Genomic DNA, 15986 nt, shown 5'->3' with positions numbered 1-15986 from the left:
AGTTGGTCGTGTTGTCAACCAAGCCAGGAGGAGTCATGTACGACGCGATCGTGATAGGAGGCGGCCCCGCCGGTCTGGCGGCGGCGCTGACCTTGGGCCGAGCCCACCGAAAGACCCTTGTCCTGGACTCGGGCGACGGCCGCAACGCCCCCGCCGAGGCCATGCACAACTTCCTCACCAGGGACGGAACACCCCCGGCCGAGGTCCGCGCGATCGGCCGCGCACAGTTGGGCGCGTACCCGGCCGTCACCGTCGTCGATGCCCTCGCGGTGTCCGTGGCGACCGTGTCCGGCGGTTACGAGGTGCGGTTGGCCGACGACCGGGTCGAGTACGCCCGGCGGCTGCTGCTCGCGTCCGGACTGGTCGACATCCTGCCGCCGGTCGACGGCCTGGCCGAGATCTGGGGCCGCTCAGCGCTGCACTGCCCGTACTGTCACGGTTTCGAGGTCAGCGACCGGCCGATCGCCGTCCTCGGCGGCGACCCCGACCGGATCCACCTCGCCCTGCACCTGAGCAGGTTCTCCAGCGACGTCGTCCTGTGCACCAACGGGACCGAGATCGAGGAGACCCACCTGGCGACCCGGACCGCGCCGGTGACCCGGCTGGTCAGCACCGGCGGCAAACTGGAGGCCATCGAGTTCGCCGACGGCACCGCCCTGGCCAGGGACGCGGTGTTCGTGAAGACCTCATGGCGGCAACGCTCCGGCCTGCCCGCCCAACTCGGCTGCGCGACATTCCCGGACGGCACCCTCGAGGTGAACGACTTCGGGCTGACCAGCGTCCCCGGCATCTACGCGGCCGGCGACATGGCCCGCCGGGCCAGCCAACCAGGACCGATGGCAGCGGTCATCGCGGCCGCGGCGAGCGGCACGATCGCGGCCGTGGCGCTCGACAAGGACCTGCTCGGCGCCGACTTCGACCTGCCAAATCCGTTGGCGGCCAAGGCTTAGTCGCCACGGATCGCCTTGCGCAGTTTGGGGACCCGGTCGGCCAGGGCGCGTTCGGCGCCGCGTTGGGTCGGCTCGTAGTAGTCGCGGCCGACCAGGCTGTCGGGTGGATATTGTTGGGCCAGAACACCTTCCGGGACGTTGTGGGGGTAGCGGTAGCCCTGGGCGTTGCCCAGGCGGGTGGCTCCCGCGTAGTGGCCGTCCCGTAGGTGGGGTGGGACTGTGCCGGCGGCGCCTGCGCGGACGTCGGCGAGCGCGCTGTCGATCGCGGTGATCACCGCGTTGGATTTGGGTGCTGTGGCCAGGTGGATGGTGGCCTGGGCGAGGGCAAGGCGGCCTTCCGGCATGCCGATGAACTGCACGGCGTGGGCAGCCGCCACGGCGGCTTGCAGGGCGGTGGGGTCGGCCATGCCGATGTCCTCGCTGGCGTGCACGACCAGGCGGCGGGTGATGAACCTGGGGTCCTCTCCCGCCTCGATCATCCTGGCCAGGTAGTGCAGGGCCGCGTCCACGTCCGAGCCACGGATCGACTTGATGAACGCGCTGATCACGTCGTAGTGCTGGTCACCGGCCCGGTCGTAGCGGACAGCGGCCTTGTCCACGGTGGCCTCGACCGTGGCCAGGTCGATCTGGCCGGCGCCGGTGGCCCCGGCCGAGTCCGCGGCCGCCTCCAGCGCGGTCAGTGCCCGCCGGGCGTCCCCACCCGCGAGCCGGACCAGGTGGTCCTCGGCGTCCTCGGCCAACGTGAGGGTGCCGGCGAGGCCACGCTCGTCTTCGACCGTACGCCGGATCAGGACGCGCACGTGCTCGTCAGTCAACGGGTGCAGTTGCAGCACCAGCGACCGGGACAGCAGAGGCGACACGATCGAGAACGACGGGTTCTCCGTGGTGGCGGCGACCAGCAGCACGATCCGGTCCTCCACGGCGCCGAGCAGCGCGTCCTGCTGGGTCTTGGAGAACCGGTGCACCTCGTCGATGAACAGCACGGTCGACTCACCGGACCGGGTCAGCCGCCGGCGAGCGTCGTCGATGACCGCGCGGACCTCCTTCACCCCCGCGGACAGCGCGGACAGCGCGACAAACCGTCGCCCGATGGCCTGCGACACGAGCGTGGCGAGCGTCGTCTTGCCCGTCCCAGGTGGGCCGTACAGCAGTACGGACGCGGGTGCGGCGCCCTCGACCAGGCGACGCAGCGGCGAGCCGGCCCCTAGTAGGTGATCCTGCCCCACCACCTCGTCCAGGGACCGCGGCCGCATCCGAACCGCCAACGGAGCGTTCGCCGCCACCCGCTCCGCCGCTGCGGGATGCAGTGCCGGGGTCGGCTCGGACACGTCGAAAAGGCCGTCTTCCACGGAAAACACGCTACAGCAGGCCCCCGACAGGTCAGCGGAACGCTGATTTCACCATGATCGACACGGCGTAGGGCAGTAGATCCCGGCCGCGTCGCCAGAGCCAAGGGATGCCCTTCAAGATCAGCCACAGTATGTGCCCGGCCGCGCCGACGTGCCGGCCGCCGGAGCACTCCAGGCTGACCGGGTTGGGGACCGCGCAGCCGCGTTCGGCGAGCATCTCCCCGAACGCGCGCGCCAGCATCCGGTGTCCCAACTCGGACGGGTGCAGCCGGTCCACGCTCCAGGAACGCAGGTCGTACGCGCCCGGCAGCAGGTCGAGGTCGAGGCATCCGGCGTCGTGCGCGGCGGACACCTCGGAGATCAGCGCGTTCAGCTCCGCGATCCGGCTGCGCAACGCCCGCTTGATCGGTCCGGGCAGCCGGAACACCTTGCCGTGGTCGTGGAACCGCACGGTGAGCACCACTGACCCGGCCGCCACCAGCGAACCCAGCACGTGGTCCAGGTCGGCGCGCATGCCCGCCGGGTCGAAATCGGACCGGAGGGTGTCGTTCATGCCGACGAGGATCACGGTGACGTCGGGCCGTCTCCGGACCGCCGCGGGCAACTGGTCTGTGCGCACGCACGCCATGCGCGCGCCGGTGAAGGACAGGTTCGCGAAACGCACGCGGTCGGCGCCGCTGAGCGCGTCCGCGAGCAGCGGGCCGACTCCCCGCCAGCCACCACCGGGCAACGGGTCCCCCAACCCGGCCGCGGTGGAGTCGCCGAGCACGACAAGGCTGCGAGCCTGCCATTCCGGCGGCTGCCGCACATCCCCATCCGAGGTCACGCATTCCAGCACGGTCACGGTGGAAACGATCGCTGGCCCGGGCTCACCGCCGGTGACTACGGGTTAACCGTCCGAAGACCACCGATTGAACCCTGGGTGCCCATGAATCACGTGTGAACACCGGCCGACTCGCCGAAGAATCCGTGGTGGGAACTCGTTCACCCGGGCGACCGGGTTGGATGGACGGCATGTTGGTGGGGAGGTCGGTCGAGCGGGCCGCCATCGACGCCTTGCTGGCCGACGCGGCCGGCGGGCGCGGTGGTGCGTTGGTTCTGCGCGGCGAGGCGGGGATCGGCAAGACCGCGTTGTGCGACTACGCGGAGGCCCAGGCCGGGACGCCGGCACGGCGGACGACTGGGGCCGAGGGCGAGTCGGGGCTCGGGTACGCGGCGTTGCAACGGTTGGTGCCGGAGTTGACGGAGGCCATCGGGCCTGACCCGTTCGCGGTCGCGGTGAAGGCGTTGACGTGGATCTCGGACGCCGCGCCGGTGCTGATCGTCGTGGACGACGCGCACTGGATCGACCCCGCGTCGGCGCAGGCGTTGCTGTTCGTGGCTCGACGGATCGAACGCGAGCCGGTGGCGATGCTGTTCGCCACCCGCGGTGAGGAGTTCGCCGACCTGCCGGAGTCGCGGATCGAAGCCCTGGCGGAGCCGGAGGCGCGAGAACTCCTGAGGGCGGTGCACGGCCATGTTCAGCCACGGGTGCTGGCGGACGCCGCGGGCAACCCGCTCGCGTTGGTCGAGCAGTCGCGCGGCGGCCGGGTCGAGCGGATGTTCGCCCGGCAGGTGGCTGATCGCGTCGAGGAGGAACGGATTGCGCTGCTGCTGGTCGCGGCCGCCGGTCACGCCAACGAACTGGTGCTGCGGCGCGCGGCCCGGATCCTCGGTGTCACGCTCGAGAGCGATCTGTTGCGGCACGGCCGTTTCCGGCATCCGCTGATGCGGTCCGCGGTGTACGACAGCGCTTTCGACACGCAACGCTGGGCCGTGCACTACGCGTTGGCCGAGGCGCACGACGACCCGGACGAGCGGATCTGGCATCGGTCCAAGGCGACAGCGGGACCGGACGAGGACGTGGCCGGCCAACTCGCCGAGGCCGCGACCCGAATGGCCGCGAACGGCGCCTACCTGGCCGCCTCGGACGCGTTGGAGCGTGCCGCTGAGCTCGGCGACGAGAAGTTGCGCGGCGAACGCCTGACACAGGCCGCGGAGGCCGCGTGGCACGGTGGTGACGGGCGTCGTACGTCGGCCCTTCTCGACGCGGCACGGGTGCGCACCGCGCAGTCGATCTATCTACGCGGGGCGATGGAGGTGCGTTCCGGCGTTTCGACCGACGCGGTCCGGATACTGGTTCCCGGCATCGCGATGGCCACCGACCCCGGCCTGGCGCTACGGATGCTGCTGCTGGCCAGGGAGGCCGCGTTCAACACCGCGGCACCGGAGATGCTGGCCATGGTGGAACAGGTGCCGGTGCCCAAGCCGGACGACCGGCACGAGGCCGCCATCGCCCGGATCTTCGAGTTGTTCCGGTCGGCGCACGCTGACCCGGCGCTCGCGTACCGCAGTGGTGCGATGCGTTATCGGGACGAGTGCGTCGCGTTGATCACCGAGCTGGGCGAGAGCCTGACCGACCCGGAGTTGTTGCAGGTCGCCGGCGGTATGGCGCACGCGCTCGGCGAAGCCGGAATGTCGCGCGCCCTGCGCCTCAAGGCGGTCGCCGTGGCCAGGGAACGCGCCGCGTTGGGTATCCTGGCCACCACCTTGGAGTCCATTGTGGACGAAGAGGTCGCGCGAGGCCGCTTCGACGCGGCCGAACAGGCCGCTGAAGAAGGTCACCGGCTGGCGATCGAAGCCGGCCGGACGAACAGCGCGTGCGTCCACAAGGCGTCCCTGTCGCTGCTGGCCGGACTACGTGGCCGTGAGCAGGCGACCGCGCAGATTCTCACCGAAGCGACAGAACGACAGCTTGTGCGCGCGGCAGTGACGGCCTTGCGTGGCGTCGGTCTCGCCGCACTGGCCGCCGGACGTTTCGAGGACGCGGTCCGCGCGTTGGAAACCAGCGCGGGCGGCAAACCCGTGCCCGGTGGCCCGGCCGCCGCGTTGTCCGCCACGCCCGACCTGGTGGAGGCGGCCGTCCGGGCCGGCGATCCGGCCCGTGCGCACCGGCTGTTCGAACCGTTCCGGCTCTGGGTGGAATCGTTGGGATCCGCCGAGTTCACCGCTTTGCTCGCGCGCTGCCGCGCTTTGCTGGACGACGACCCCGAGCCGCATTTCCGGGCGGCACTGGCAGCGCACGCCGAGTCCGGACAGGTGTTCGAACACGCCCGTACCCGGCTGCTTTACGGCGAGTTCCTCCGCCGGGACCGACGCCGGGCCGAGGCCCGTGAACCGCTGCGCGACGCCATGGAGACGTTCGAACGGCTCGGCACCCCGGTCTGGGCCGCCCGCGCCGCCGCCGAACTGCGGGCCACCGGTGAGACGGTCCGCAGTCGGACCGACACCACCGAGGCCCTCACCCCCCAGGAACGCCAGATCGCCGAGGCGGCCGGGGCCGGCGCCACCAACCGGGAGATCGCCGCCCGGCTGTTCCTCAGCCCCCGCACGGTCGACTACCACCTGCGGAAGGTGTTCCGGAAACTCGGCATCAGCTCACGGACCGAGCTCATCCGAGCCACCCGGTGATCACTGTGTAGATCACTGCGGAACCATTCGGTTGCTGATGTGCAGTCCCACGATCCGGTCGTCGACCACGATGTGGGTGGTGCTGAAGCTGCCGTCGATCGACCGGTCGCCGATCGTGCCGGCCTGGGTGTACCAGCCGACCACGACAGCCGTGTCGCCGAACCGGCGGACGTCGCCGCCGTGCCACTCGAAGCCCGAGTAGGTCACGCCCTGGTTGGTGAACCGGTCCAGCCACCCCTGTTTGGTGAGGACGAAGCCGGCCGGGCCGACCGCGACGAACTCGGGGTGCAGCAAGGTGTCCAGGTCGGTGGCCGAGCCGGCCAGTTCGGCGGCGGCCCAAGCGGTGAGGATTTCGTTGGTTTCCATGACGTCAACGCTATGAACCGGGGCCGTTCGCTCGCATCACGCACATCGCCAGTCCCCTACCGGTGGTGCTCCCGGAACGCCGGGTACATCGGCAGCTCCAGGTCCGGGCCGAACTTGCGCTCCAACGCCGCCACCACCGACCAGGCGTGCTCCAGGATCGAGTCGGCGCCCGCCCGTTTCGCCTCGTCCGCCAGGTGCCGCCACCGCGCGGCCAGCGACACGCTCCGCCGGGGGGACGGCAGGTGGCTGTCCAGCGGCGCGTCCGACTCCCCCGGCCTCGGCAGGAACCAGAACGTCGACGCCCACACCCAGAACAGCTGCGCGTCCAGCATCCGGGGCAGCATCACGCCGTCGTCGGCCAGGTCCGGCCACATCACCCGCACCTCGGCCCGCCACGCCGCGAACATCGCGTCGGTCATGCCGGCCGGCAACGCGAACGCGCACCAGCACGACGGGAACGGAACCCGCAGGTAGGCGGCGTCCAGCATGATGTTCCGGACGCACCCGCCCTCGAAGTCCAGGAACCGCACGCCCCGGCTGGTGATCAGGTTGTTGTCCGGGCACAGGTCGGACGGGCTGAAGCCGCGGTGCCGGCTGGTGGCCAGCAGCCAGCGGGTCCGCTCGGCTCGTTCGAACACCTGCGCGGGGGTGTGCACGCCGAGCGTGTCCGCCAGCAGCTGCGGCAGGCGTTCGATCGCGGCTGGGCCGTTGACCGCCAACGGGTCGCCCTTGATCCGTCCGGCGGACAGCCGGCGCATCAACGCGTCGAAGTCGGCCTCCCGGCCGGCGGTGGTGGCGTGCAGCCGACCCAACGACCTGGCCCAGGACAGCAGGGCGCGCTCGGCGCTGCGGGCGTCGTCGCCGAGCAGCTTGTCGGCCAGGGTGGGGGCGCGGCCGAGGTCCTCGATCACGATCACGCCCGCGTTCCCGTCGTGGGCGTACAGCTCGGGGCACATTCGTTCCTCGGCGGTCAACGCCGTGAACAGCTGGTAGCTGACCGCCTCCCGGACGAACGACTCGGCGGGCGCCGGCTCGGTGTACCGCTTCACGACCAAGGTGCGCGGCAGCGAGAACGGGGTCGCGGCGACCCGGACCCGGACGACCGTGGAGAGCTTGCTGCCGCCGAGGTCCTCCGGTTCGGCGAGCTGGATCTTCGCGCCGAACCGGCGCCGCAGCACCGCCTCCGCCGCGGCCACCGCCGCGCGAATGGCTGGACTGGGCGTGTTGTCCAGGTCTGGTGGGTCGGCGGCGATGTCCACACTCATCTCCTCCGACCCTACTCCCACGTCCTCGCGGCCCCGACGGTAGCCGCCGTCAACGATAAAGAGCGACCCTTGAAGCAACAGATTGCGATCTCAACCTGTGGACCGCTGTCCTTCGACGCCGGTTTCTCCCAGCACCCCGGCCACCGCCGCATGCCCCGCGGCCGGAATCGTCGTCACCGAGATGAACACGCCCACCAGTGCCGCCGACTTCGCCGACGTCATCGACAAACATACCCGCCGCACCGGCGAGGAGCAGCCGCTACTGGGCGGGCTTGGGCTTGGCGTCGACGCCCGCCTCCTTGCGCTGCTCGACAGTGATCGGCGCGGGAGCCCCGGTGAGCGGGTCGTAGCCGCCGCCCGACTTGGGGAACGCGATCACCTCACGGATCGAGTCCGCGCCGGACAGCAGCATGCAGATCCGGTCCCAGCCGAACGCGACACCGCCGTGCGGCGGCGGGCCGTAGGAGAACGCGTCCAGCAGGAAGCCGAACTTCTCCTGGGCCTCCGCCGGGCCGATGCCCATCACACCGAACGCGCGCTGCTGCACTTCCCTGTTGTGGATACGGATCGAGCCACCGCCGAGCTCGTTTCCGTTGCACACCAAGTCGTACGCGTACGCCAACGCGTTGCCCGGGTCCTGCTCGAAGGTGTCGATCCAGGTCGGCGTCGGCGAGGTGAACGCGTGGTGCAGCGCGGTCCACTTGCCCGACCCCACGGCCACGTCGTCCGAGCCCTCCACGGCCTGGAACATCGGGAAGTCCACGATCCACACGAACGACCAGGCCGAGTCGTCGACCAGGTCACAGCGTCGGCCGATCTCCAACCGGGCCGCCCCGAGCAGCGCCCGCGCCGGGCCGGGCTCGCCGGCCGCGAAGAACACGCAGTCGCCCGGGTTCGCGCCGACCGCCTTGGCCAGGCCCTCGCGTTCGGCGTTGGTCAGGTTCTTGGCGACCGGGCCGCCGAGCGTGCCGTCCTCGGCGACGAGGACGTATGCCAATCCCTTGGCGCCGCGGGTCTTCGCCCACTCCTGCCAGGCGTCGAGCTGGCGGCGGGCCTGGCTCGCGCCGCCGGGCATCACCACCGCGCCCACGTACGTCGCCTGGAAGACCCGGAACGTGGTGTCCTTGAAGTACTCGGTCAGGTCGGTGAGCTCCACCCCGAACCGCAGGTCGGGCTTGTCCGAGCCGTACCGGGACATCGCGTCGGCGTAGCTCATCCGCGGGATCGGCAGCGGGATCTGATAGCCGCCGGCCTCGCGCCAGACCGCCGACATGACCTTCTCGGACAGCGCGATCACGTCGTCCTGCTCGACGAAGCTCATCTCGATGTCCAGCTGGGTGAACTCCGGCTGCCGGTCGGCGCGGAAGTCCTCGTCCCGGTAGCAGCGGGCGATCTGGTAGTAGCGCTCCAGGCCGGCGACCATCAGCAGCTGCTTGAACAGCTGCGGCGACTGCGGCAGCGCGTACCACGAGCCGGGCTGCAGGCGGGCGGGCACCAGGAAGTCACGGGCGCCCTCCGGGGTGGACCGGGTCAGCGTCGGCGTCTCCACCTCGACGAAGTTCTCGCCGTGCAGCACCTCGCGGGCGATCCGGCTGACCTCGCTGCGCAGCCGGATGGCCTTGGCCGGGCCGGTGCGGCGCAGGTCAAGGTAACGGTGCCGGAGCCGGGCCTCCTCGCCGACGGTCAGGTGGTCGTCGATGGGGAACGGCAGCGGCGCGGCCTCGCTGAGCACCGTCAGGTCGGTGACCAGGACCTCGATCGTGCCGGTCGGGATGTCCGGGTTCTCGTTGCCCGCCGGCCGGGCCGCGACCTCGCCGACGACCTGCACGCAGAACTCGCTGCGCAGGCGGTGGGCGCGCTCGGCCATCTCGCCCTCGCGGAACACGACCTGGGCCACGCCGGAGGCATCACGCAGGTCGATGAAGATGACACCACCGTGATCGCGCCTGCGGGCCACCCAACCGCTCAGCGTGACGGTCTGCCCGGCGTGCTCGGACCGGAGCGTACCGGCCTCATGAGTGCGGATCACGGGTTGTGCTCTCCTCGCATTCGAAACGTCCCTCTTGGCGCAAGAAGGCTAGCCAACGAGGCTGCGCCTTTTACGCTCGGCTACCAGTTGCGGCCCGGATCAGCATGTGAAACACCGACTCTTGTCGGTACCTTGGCCGATCACCCCGAAGTAGCCTCGACGCAGGAGAAAGTCAAGCCAGGGGAGCATACCGGATGGCCGATTGGGCGGTTGGTGAGACCAGCGCCGTCGACGAGGTCGACGCGCTGGCCGGGGACGCTTTCCCGGTCGCGCTGCGGGCCGCCATCCGAGCCAGCGGCCTGAGCCTCGACCGCATCCAGTACCGCCTGCGCGCCCGTGGACTGACCATCAGCGTGACCGCGCTGAGTTACTGGCAGTCCGGCCGGCGCCGGCCCGAGCGGCCCGAGTCGCTGAGCGCCCTGAAGCACCTTGAGGAGGTTCTGGGCGTCGAGTCCGGTTCGTTAACCGCGCTGCTCGGCCCACCGCGGCCGCGCGGCCGGGCCCAGCGCGCCCCCGCCGCGATCTCGATGGACGCGCTCTGGGACAACAAGGACCAACTGGGGCCGCTGCTGTCCCGGATGGACCTCGCCTCGGACACCGCGCTGACCAGGATCAGCCAGCACGACCGGGTGGAGATCGCGGCCGACCGGGGCGAGCACAGCATCAAGGTCCGCCAGGTGCTGCGGTCCGAGCAGGACGGCGCCGACCGCTGGATCTCGCTCTACGACGTGGCCCGGCCCGGCAACCCGCTCCCCCGGATCGTGCCACTGCAGTCCTGCCAGCTCGGCCGGGTGGCGAAGGACCCCGAGGCCGGGCTGATCGTGGCCGAGCTGCTGTTCGACCGGCCGCTGGCCCGCGGCGAGACCGTGATCATGGAGTACGAGGTGGCCTCGGACGGGCCGCCGTACCCGCGCAACGACGACGTCTTCTGCCGCAGGTTCCGGCTGCCGACCCGGGACTACGTGATCGAGATGCGGTTCGACCCGGCCGACCCGCCGTCCTACTGCCACCAGGTCGCCACGCCGGCCGAGGACGTGTCCGCCAGCGCCCGCCGGGAGATGGTCGTTGACGCCTCCGGGCACACCCACGCGGTCGCGCTCGGCTTCGGGCCGGGTACCTTCGCGGTCGCCTGGGGCTGGCACGACTGACAGTCCACTATGGACCTCAGTCGGCCGGCAGGATGAGTTCCAGCTGTTGCGGGGTGGCCGGTTCCGGCCCTTGCTCGGGCATGCTGCCGCGCGGCCAACTGGAGCCGCCCATCCCGTACCGGCGCAGCAACGGCCCGATCCGCTCACCGAGCCGTGCCTTGTACCGCTTGCTGGCATAGCTGCCACGCCCGTAGACGTCCCGGTACGAGTCCACCAGGTCCGGACGTTCCCGCTTGAGCCACGAGGCGAACCACTCCCGCGTGCCGGGCCGCAGGTGCAACGGGATCGCGCTGATCCCGGACGCGCCCGCCGCGGCGATCTTCGAGATCAGGCTGTCCAGCTGGGCCCGCGAGTCGGTCAGGTACGGCAACACCGGCGCCACCAGCACCCCGCACGGCAGGCCCGCGTCCGCGAGCCGGCTGATCATGTCCAGCCGCGCCTGCGGGGTGGGCGTGCCCGGTTCGAGGCGTTGCTGCAGGTCCTTGTCCAGCAACGCGAGCGACACCCCGACCCCGACCGGCACCTCCTTGCTCACCTGGGTGAGCAACGGGATGTCACGGACCATCACGGTCCCCTTGGTGAGGATGGAGAACGGCGTGCCGGACGACGCCAGCGCCGAGACGATCCTGGGCATCAGCTGGTAACGGCCCTCGGCGCGTTGGTACGGATCGGTGTTCGTGCCCATGGCGACGTGGTCCCGTTTCCAGGTGCGGGACTGAAGCTGCCGGGCGACGACCTCCGGCGCGTTCACCTTCACCACGACCTGCGTGTCGAAGTCGTGGCCGGCGTCGAACTCCAGGTACGTGTGGCTGTTTCGGGCGAAACAGTTGTGGCTGACCACGCCGTTGGCGATGAAGTCGCCCGTGCCCGTGGTGATGTCGTAGAGGGGGACGTTCGGGCCGATCGGTTCGATCGACTCGACCGCCAGGTGCGAGCCAGCGGTGACGGAGCCGTCTGCGGCGCCGATCAGCTGCACGCCGGGCGTCAGGTACGGCTGGCCGGTGATGCCCTCGGCGACCTGCTTCCAGCCGCGGTCGGTGAGGAACCGGTGGTCGCCGCTGGCGACCAGTTCGGTGCCGCCGGCCAGGGTGACCCGGTACGCCGGCTTGATCGTCGACCAGTGGGCGAGCACGCGGGTCGGCGCGTACCGGCGCATCCGGCCGAGCCGTTGGGTGCCGTAGATCTCGTCGCCGACCTGGATGTCCGCGAGGGGCTTGGTGCGCCCGTCCGCCATCAGGATCGCGGTGTCGCCGGCCATGCAGTACGTGCAGGCGTGCGAACAGCCGCGGTAGGGGTTGATCGTCCACGAGAACGGCATGCTTGAACTGGACGGCACCTTGTTGAGCACCGACTTGGCGTGCACCTCATGGAACACGACGCCGGCGAACTCCGGCGTGCGGACCGTGCGCACCAGCCCTGGCAAGGCCAGTTGCCCACGATCCGCCCGCTGGGAGTCCCACCGCATGACCTTGATCCGAACATATGTTCGAAGGTCATGTCAATCGACGTGCCGCGAACTCACCCGCCGAGCACCCGGAACAGGTCCGTGTGATCGTTGGTGCCGAGCAGCGCCAGGGAACCAGGACCGTTGCCCCACACCGGAACCACCGTGCCGGTGTGCTGCTGGCTCGGCGCCTTGGCGGCCGGGGCCTTGCCGTCGCCACCGAAGCCGGCCGTGCCGTACGTCAGCGTCAGCGTCTGGCCGTCCTTGGACACCAGGTTGGTCGAGTACCCGGTCGGCAGACCGGAACCCGACGCGTCCTCGGACACGATCTGGCTGGTGTGGCCGTGGTCCGCGGTCACCACGACGAGCGTGTCCGGGTGGGTCCGCTGGTAGTCCAGGGCCACCCCGATCGCCCGGTCGAACGCGACCGTCTCGCCGATCTGGCCGCACGCGTTGGTGGCGTGGTCCTGCTTGTCGATCGACGCACCCTCGACCTGCAGGAAGAACCCGCGCCTGCGGTCGTTCTCGAGCAGCTTGATCGCCTTCGTGGTCATGTCCGCCAGGCTCGGCTCGTTCGCCGGGCGCTGGTTCTCGACGCACGGCGCGGGCGCGCTGCCCTTGCCGAGCGCCGCGGCCGGACCGCTCCACTCCAGCGACATGTTGCCGCCGTTGAACAGGCCGATCACGGGCTTACGGGTGTCCTTGACGTTGGCCAGGCCGTTCGCGTCGGTCACGTACTGGAAACCCTTGTCCTGCGCGGCCTGGACCACGGTCTTGCCCGCGTCCGGACCGCCGGTGACCTTCTGCTCGAACCGGCCACGCCCGCCACCGAGCAACACGTCGATGTTGTGGTCGACCTCCTGCTCGGCGATGGAGCCCAGGCCACCCGCGGCCTTGGTCTCCTTCGGGCACGCGGCCATGTCGGCCGGTCCCTGGCAGCCCCGCAGCGAGACGTGCGAGGCCAGGACGGCCGGGGTCGCGTCGGTGATCTCCGCGGTCGACACGTTGCCGACCTTCATGCCGCGCTTCTGTGCCTTCTCAAGCACGGTCGGCAGGTTCTCGCCGGGCACGTCGAGCGCGGTGCTCGGCCCCTGGGAGATCCGCTCGTCGACGGTCTTCTGGCCGGTGGCCCACTGGCTGCCGGTGGACGCCGAGTCGGGGTCGTAGTCCGGCAGGTAGGGAGCCTTGGGGCCGGGCTTGACCGACCAGGTGGTGTCGAAACCGGTGATCGCCATCCGGTCGACGTTCAGCTTGTTCCTGACGCCCTGGTAGTAACGAGCGGCCGTGATCTCCTGCGTCCCCATGCCGTCACCCAGGAAGAAGATGACATTGCGGGGATGCCGGTCGAACAGCGCCTGGAACACAGCCCCGTCTTTGCTGTGGTCGGACGACGAACCGGCCGCCGACCCGGCGCCGACCGCGGCGACGAGCAGCGATAACGCGACAACGGCCGTGACGCCCCGTCTTCTCATTTGAAGGCCTTTCCCATCGGTTTACGTACCGGCGGGACGCTAAGCGCCGTGGGCAGACGGAAGGTGTCCACACAACAGACAGCTGGTAACAAATGCAGCTCCGCGCATCGTCGCATGCCTCGTTGTACGTGTTTTGTATGTCACCGGGAGACAGTGTGTGACAGCCGGCAGTGTGACCCCCCGCATGCTGCCGGCCCTGCGCTTGGCCGCGCCGGTCATTTCCGCGCCGCAACACGCCCGACATCGCCCCGGGCACGGCGGGAAGCGGCCCAGCGAAGATGTCGGCCGCGTGGGGCGGGGTGGAAATGATCGGCTTCAGGCGGCCAAGCGCGTCCGAGCGGAGCGAGGACAATCGGACGCTGAAAGACTCTCGCCCATGTCGTTGAGTTGGACCGAGATCGCCGGGTTCGTGACTGGTGCGTTGTGCGTGTGGCTGGTGGCGCGGCAGAACGTGGGGAACTGGCCGATCGGCATCCTCAACAACATCTTCTTCCTTGTGTTGTTCATGACAGGCGGCCTGTACGCGGACGGCACGTTACAGATCGTTTACTTAGCGTTGGGGGCGTACGGCTGGTGGGCGTGGCTGCGCGGGGGCGCGGCGCACACCGAGTTACCGATCAGCCGGACGACCGCGACGCAGTGGTGGACGCTTCTGGCCGTGGGTGTGGCGTCGACCGCGCTCGTGACTTGGGCGCTGGTGCGCTACACCGATTCGACCGTGCCGTTCGCGGACGCGGTGACCACGGTCCTGTCGCTGCTGGCGACGTGGGGGCAGGCCCGCAAGAAGCTTGAGTCGTGGTGGCTGTGGATCGCCGCGGACGTGATCTACGTGCCGCTGTACGCCTACAAGGGCCTGTGGCTGACCGGGGTCCTCTATCTCGGTTTCCTCGGGCTGTGTGGGTACGGCCTGGTGGGCTGGCGGGCCGCGGCGCGGGAGCAGGTGGCCGCATGACGTTCCGGCACGCGCTCGTCCTGGGCAAGTTCTACCCGCCGCACGTCGGCCACCACCATCTCGTCCGCACGGCCGCGGCGGCGAGCGACCGGACCACGGTCGCCGTCCTCGCCTCCAGTGTCGAGTCGATCCCGTTGCGGGACAGGGTGTCCTGGATGACCGAGGTGCACAGGGACGACCCCGGGGTGGTGGTCCTCGGCGACATCGACGAGCATCCCACCGATTTCGAATCGGACCCGGTGTGGGAGGCCCACGTCGGCGTCTTCCGGTCGGTGCTGTCCCGGCGGGCGATCATGGACGGCGACCCGTCGAGCGCGTCCGTCGACGCGGTGTTCACCAGCGAGGAGTACGGCGAAGAGCTGGCCGCCCGCCTTGGCGCCCAACACGTTCTCGTCGACCTGCGCCGGGACGCGTTCCCCACCTCCGGAACGGCGATCCGGTCGGACATCCGGCGCCGGTGGTCGGAACTGGCCGAGCCGACCCGCGCCGGGCTCGCCGCGCGGGTGGTCGTTGTCGGCGCTGAGTCCACAGGCACCACAACGGTTTCCCGTGCGCTCGCGGACCACTACGGCGCTGTGTGGGTAGCGGAGTACGGGCGGGTGCACACCGAGCAGAAGCTGGCCGCGGCGACCGCGATGACCCCGGACGTGACCGTGGACGGTCTGGTGTGGACGGTCGGCGACTTCGTCGACGTGGCCGACCGGCAGGCCAGGGCGGAGGACGCGGCGGCCCGGTCCGGCGGGCCGATCCTGGTGTGCGACAACGACCCCTGGGCAGCGAGTGTCTGGTGCGAACGCTACCTCGGCCGCGCCTACCCGCAGGTCGCCGCGGCCGTGGGCGACCGCCGCCCGGCGCTGTACCTGCTGACCGACCACCGGGAAGTGCCGTTCGAGCAGGACGGCTGGCGCGACGGCGAACATCTGCGCGAATGGATGACGGGTCTGTTCGAGCACAAGCTGACCGAGCGGGGCGTGCCGTGGACCCGGCTCACCGGCAGCCGCCAGAACCGGCTGCACCAGGCGATCGAGGCGTGCGAGTCGTTGATGGACAGCCATTTCCGGTACACCGCCCCGCTCGGCTAGCCGGGCGGTGTCGCGGTATGCTGCTTGAGTCATGACGACTTCTCATGACGATCCCACTCAGGTGGTCAAGGCCTTGGTCGCGGCGTTCAACGGCGACGACTTGGCGGCCATCGAGGGCCTCTACGAGCCGGACAGTGTGCTGATCCCGCGCGCGGGCATGGAACCGGTGAGCGGCCCGGACCGGATGGCCGGGTTCGCCCGGCTGCGCGAGCTCGGGTTGCCGATGAAGGCCGAGGTCCGGCACTCGTACATCGTCGACGGCATCGCCCTGCTCGTCGTGGACTGGTCCATCCAGGGCACCGCGCCGGACGGCCGGGAGATGAACCTGTCGGGCACGGGCACCGACGTGTTCCGTCGCGGCGCGGACGGGACATGGCGGTACCTCATCGACAACCCTGACGGCGGCGCGTAACGCGACG

Annotated in this window: 13 protein-coding genes and 1 pseudogene; 6 read left to right on the top strand and 8 right to left on the bottom strand. The window is 70.3% G+C overall.

The genetic code is table 11. The features are described from left to right. The first annotated feature begins 35 nt into the window (after positions 1–35). A complete protein-coding gene (locus EV192_RS46040; RefSeq protein WP_132125078.1) occupies positions 36–950 on the top strand; it encodes an NAD(P)/FAD-dependent oxidoreductase in 915 nt (304 codons plus the stop codon). Here EV192_RS46040 and EV192_RS46035 read toward each other — a convergent pair. After that, positions 947–2299, bottom strand: coding sequence for a replication-associated recombination protein A (locus tag EV192_RS46035; protein ID WP_424923437.1), 1353 nt, complete (start codon positions 2297–2299; stop codon positions 947–949). The genes EV192_RS46040 and EV192_RS46035 overlap by 4 nt on opposite strands. 31 nt (positions 2300–2330) lie before the next feature. Next, entirely contained in the window at positions 2331–3143 is an 813-nt protein-coding gene (locus tag EV192_RS46030; protein ID WP_424923436.1) for an SGNH/GDSL hydrolase family protein, read from the bottom strand. Between the two features lie 170 nt (positions 3144–3313). On the opposite strand from EV192_RS46030, the gene EV192_RS46025 reads away from it, so the two are divergent. Beyond that, positions 3314–5809 carry a helix-turn-helix transcriptional regulator gene (locus EV192_RS46025; RefSeq protein ID WP_132125076.1) on the top strand — a complete coding sequence of 832 codons (2496 nt, stop codon included), beginning with the start codon at positions 3314–3316 and terminating at the stop codon, positions 5807–5809. A 12-nt stretch (positions 5810–5821) separates the two neighbouring features. On the opposite strand, the gene EV192_RS46020 is transcribed toward EV192_RS46025, so the two are convergent. From EV192_RS46020 to aspS, 4 genes and pseudogenes are all read right to left on the bottom strand, one after another. Then, positions 5822–6175, bottom strand: a complete 354-nt coding sequence (locus EV192_RS46020) for a nuclear transport factor 2 family protein (protein WP_132125075.1) — start codon at positions 6173–6175, stop codon at positions 5822–5824. Between the two features lie 56 nt (positions 6176–6231). Continuing rightward, positions 6232–7440 carry a hypothetical protein gene (locus EV192_RS46015; RefSeq protein ID WP_132125074.1) on the bottom strand — a complete coding sequence of 403 codons (1209 nt, stop codon included), beginning with the start codon at positions 7438–7440 and terminating at the stop codon, positions 6232–6234. A gap of 123 nt (positions 7441–7563) precedes the next feature. Further along, positions 7564–7693 (bottom strand): annotated as a pseudogene (locus EV192_RS46010) (DUF389 domain-containing protein); the annotation flags it as partial. Positions 7694–7699: 6 nt separating this feature from the next. Beyond that, complete coding sequence (gene aspS, locus EV192_RS46005) at positions 7700–9469, bottom strand: aspartate--tRNA ligase (RefSeq protein ID WP_132125073.1); 1770 nt, start codon at positions 9467–9469, stop codon at positions 7700–7702. Between the two features lie 194 nt (positions 9470–9663). Between aspS and EV192_RS46000 the strand changes: the two genes are divergently transcribed. Further along, a complete protein-coding gene (locus EV192_RS46000; RefSeq protein ID WP_132125072.1) occupies positions 9664–10617 on the top strand; it encodes a helix-turn-helix domain-containing protein in 954 nt (317 codons plus the stop codon). A 16-nt stretch (positions 10618–10633) separates the two neighbouring features. Here EV192_RS46000 and EV192_RS45995 read toward each other — a convergent pair whose 3' ends face one another. Together EV192_RS45995 and EV192_RS45990 are read right to left on the bottom strand one after the other, a co-directional pair. Further along, on the bottom strand, positions 10634–12082 hold the full coding sequence (locus tag EV192_RS45995) for an Rv2578c family radical SAM protein (protein WP_132125071.1): 1449 nt from the start codon (positions 12080–12082) through the stop codon (positions 10634–10636). Between the two features lie 53 nt (positions 12083–12135). After that, the gene (locus tag EV192_RS45990) at positions 12136–13533 is read right to left on the bottom strand and encodes an alkaline phosphatase (protein WP_132125070.1); all 1398 of its coding nucleotides are present in this window, start codon (positions 13531–13533) and stop codon (positions 12136–12138) included. A 376-nt stretch (positions 13534–13909) separates the two neighbouring features. Here EV192_RS45990 and pnuC point away from each other — a divergent pair, with 376 nt between their 5' ends. The 3 genes from pnuC to EV192_RS56485 are packed head-to-tail and all read left to right on the top strand — an operon-like array spanning position 13910 to position 15979. Further along, on the top strand, positions 13910–14485 hold the full coding sequence (gene pnuC, locus EV192_RS45985; RefSeq protein WP_132125069.1) for a nicotinamide riboside transporter PnuC: 576 nt from the start codon (positions 13910–13912) through the stop codon (positions 14483–14485). Beyond that, complete coding sequence (locus tag EV192_RS45980) at positions 14482–15567, top strand: AAA family ATPase (protein WP_132125068.1); 1086 nt, start codon at positions 14482–14484, stop codon at positions 15565–15567. Before pnuC ends, EV192_RS45980 begins: the two co-directional genes overlap by 4 nt. 31 nt (positions 15568–15598) lie before the next feature. Further along, the gene (locus EV192_RS56485; RefSeq protein ID WP_243727496.1) at positions 15599–15979 is read left to right on the top strand and encodes a YybH family protein; all 381 of its coding nucleotides are present in this window, start codon (positions 15599–15601) and stop codon (positions 15977–15979) included. Positions 15980–15986 lie beyond the last annotated feature (7 nt).

Origin of the sequence: Actinocrispum wychmicini, assembly GCF_004345645.1 — a bacterium.
GTDB classification, from domain to species: domain Bacteria; phylum Actinomycetota; class Actinomycetes; order Mycobacteriales; family Pseudonocardiaceae; genus Kibdelosporangium; species Kibdelosporangium wychmicini.
This window is presented reverse-complemented; position numbering and strand designations above follow the sequence as displayed.

What these genes read in the sequence shown, in the direction of transcription:
- pnuC (WP_132125069.1), top strand. Translation starts at nt 13,910, where the DNA reads ATGTCGTTGAGTTGGACCGAGATCGCCGGGTTCGTGACTGGTGCGTTG.
- EV192_RS45995 (WP_132125071.1), bottom strand. Translation starts at nt 12,082, where the DNA reads ATGCGGTGGGACTCCCAGCGGGCGGATCGTGGGCAACTGGCCTTGCCA.
- EV192_RS46015 (WP_132125074.1), bottom strand. Translation starts at nt 7,440, where the DNA reads ATGAGTGTGGACATCGCCGCCGACCCACCAGACCTGGACAACACGCCC.
- EV192_RS45990 (WP_132125070.1), bottom strand. Translation starts at nt 13,533, where the DNA reads ATGAGAAGACGGGGCGTCACGGCCGTTGTCGCGTTATCGCTGCTCGTC.
- EV192_RS56485 (WP_243727496.1), top strand. Translation starts at nt 15,599, where the DNA reads ATGACGACTTCTCATGACGATCCCACTCAGGTGGTCAAGGCCTTGGTC.
- EV192_RS46020 (WP_132125075.1), bottom strand. Translation starts at nt 6,175, where the DNA reads ATGGAAACCAACGAAATCCTCACCGCTTGGGCCGCCGCCGAACTGGCC.
- EV192_RS46040 (WP_132125078.1), top strand. Translation starts at nt 36, where the DNA reads ATGTACGACGCGATCGTGATAGGAGGCGGCCCCGCCGGTCTGGCGGCG.
- EV192_RS46000 (WP_132125072.1), top strand. Translation starts at nt 9,664, where the DNA reads ATGGCCGATTGGGCGGTTGGTGAGACCAGCGCCGTCGACGAGGTCGAC.
- EV192_RS45980 (WP_132125068.1), top strand. Translation starts at nt 14,482, where the DNA reads ATGACGTTCCGGCACGCGCTCGTCCTGGGCAAGTTCTACCCGCCGCAC.
- EV192_RS46025 (WP_132125076.1), top strand. Translation starts at nt 3,314, where the DNA reads ATGTTGGTGGGGAGGTCGGTCGAGCGGGCCGCCATCGACGCCTTGCTG.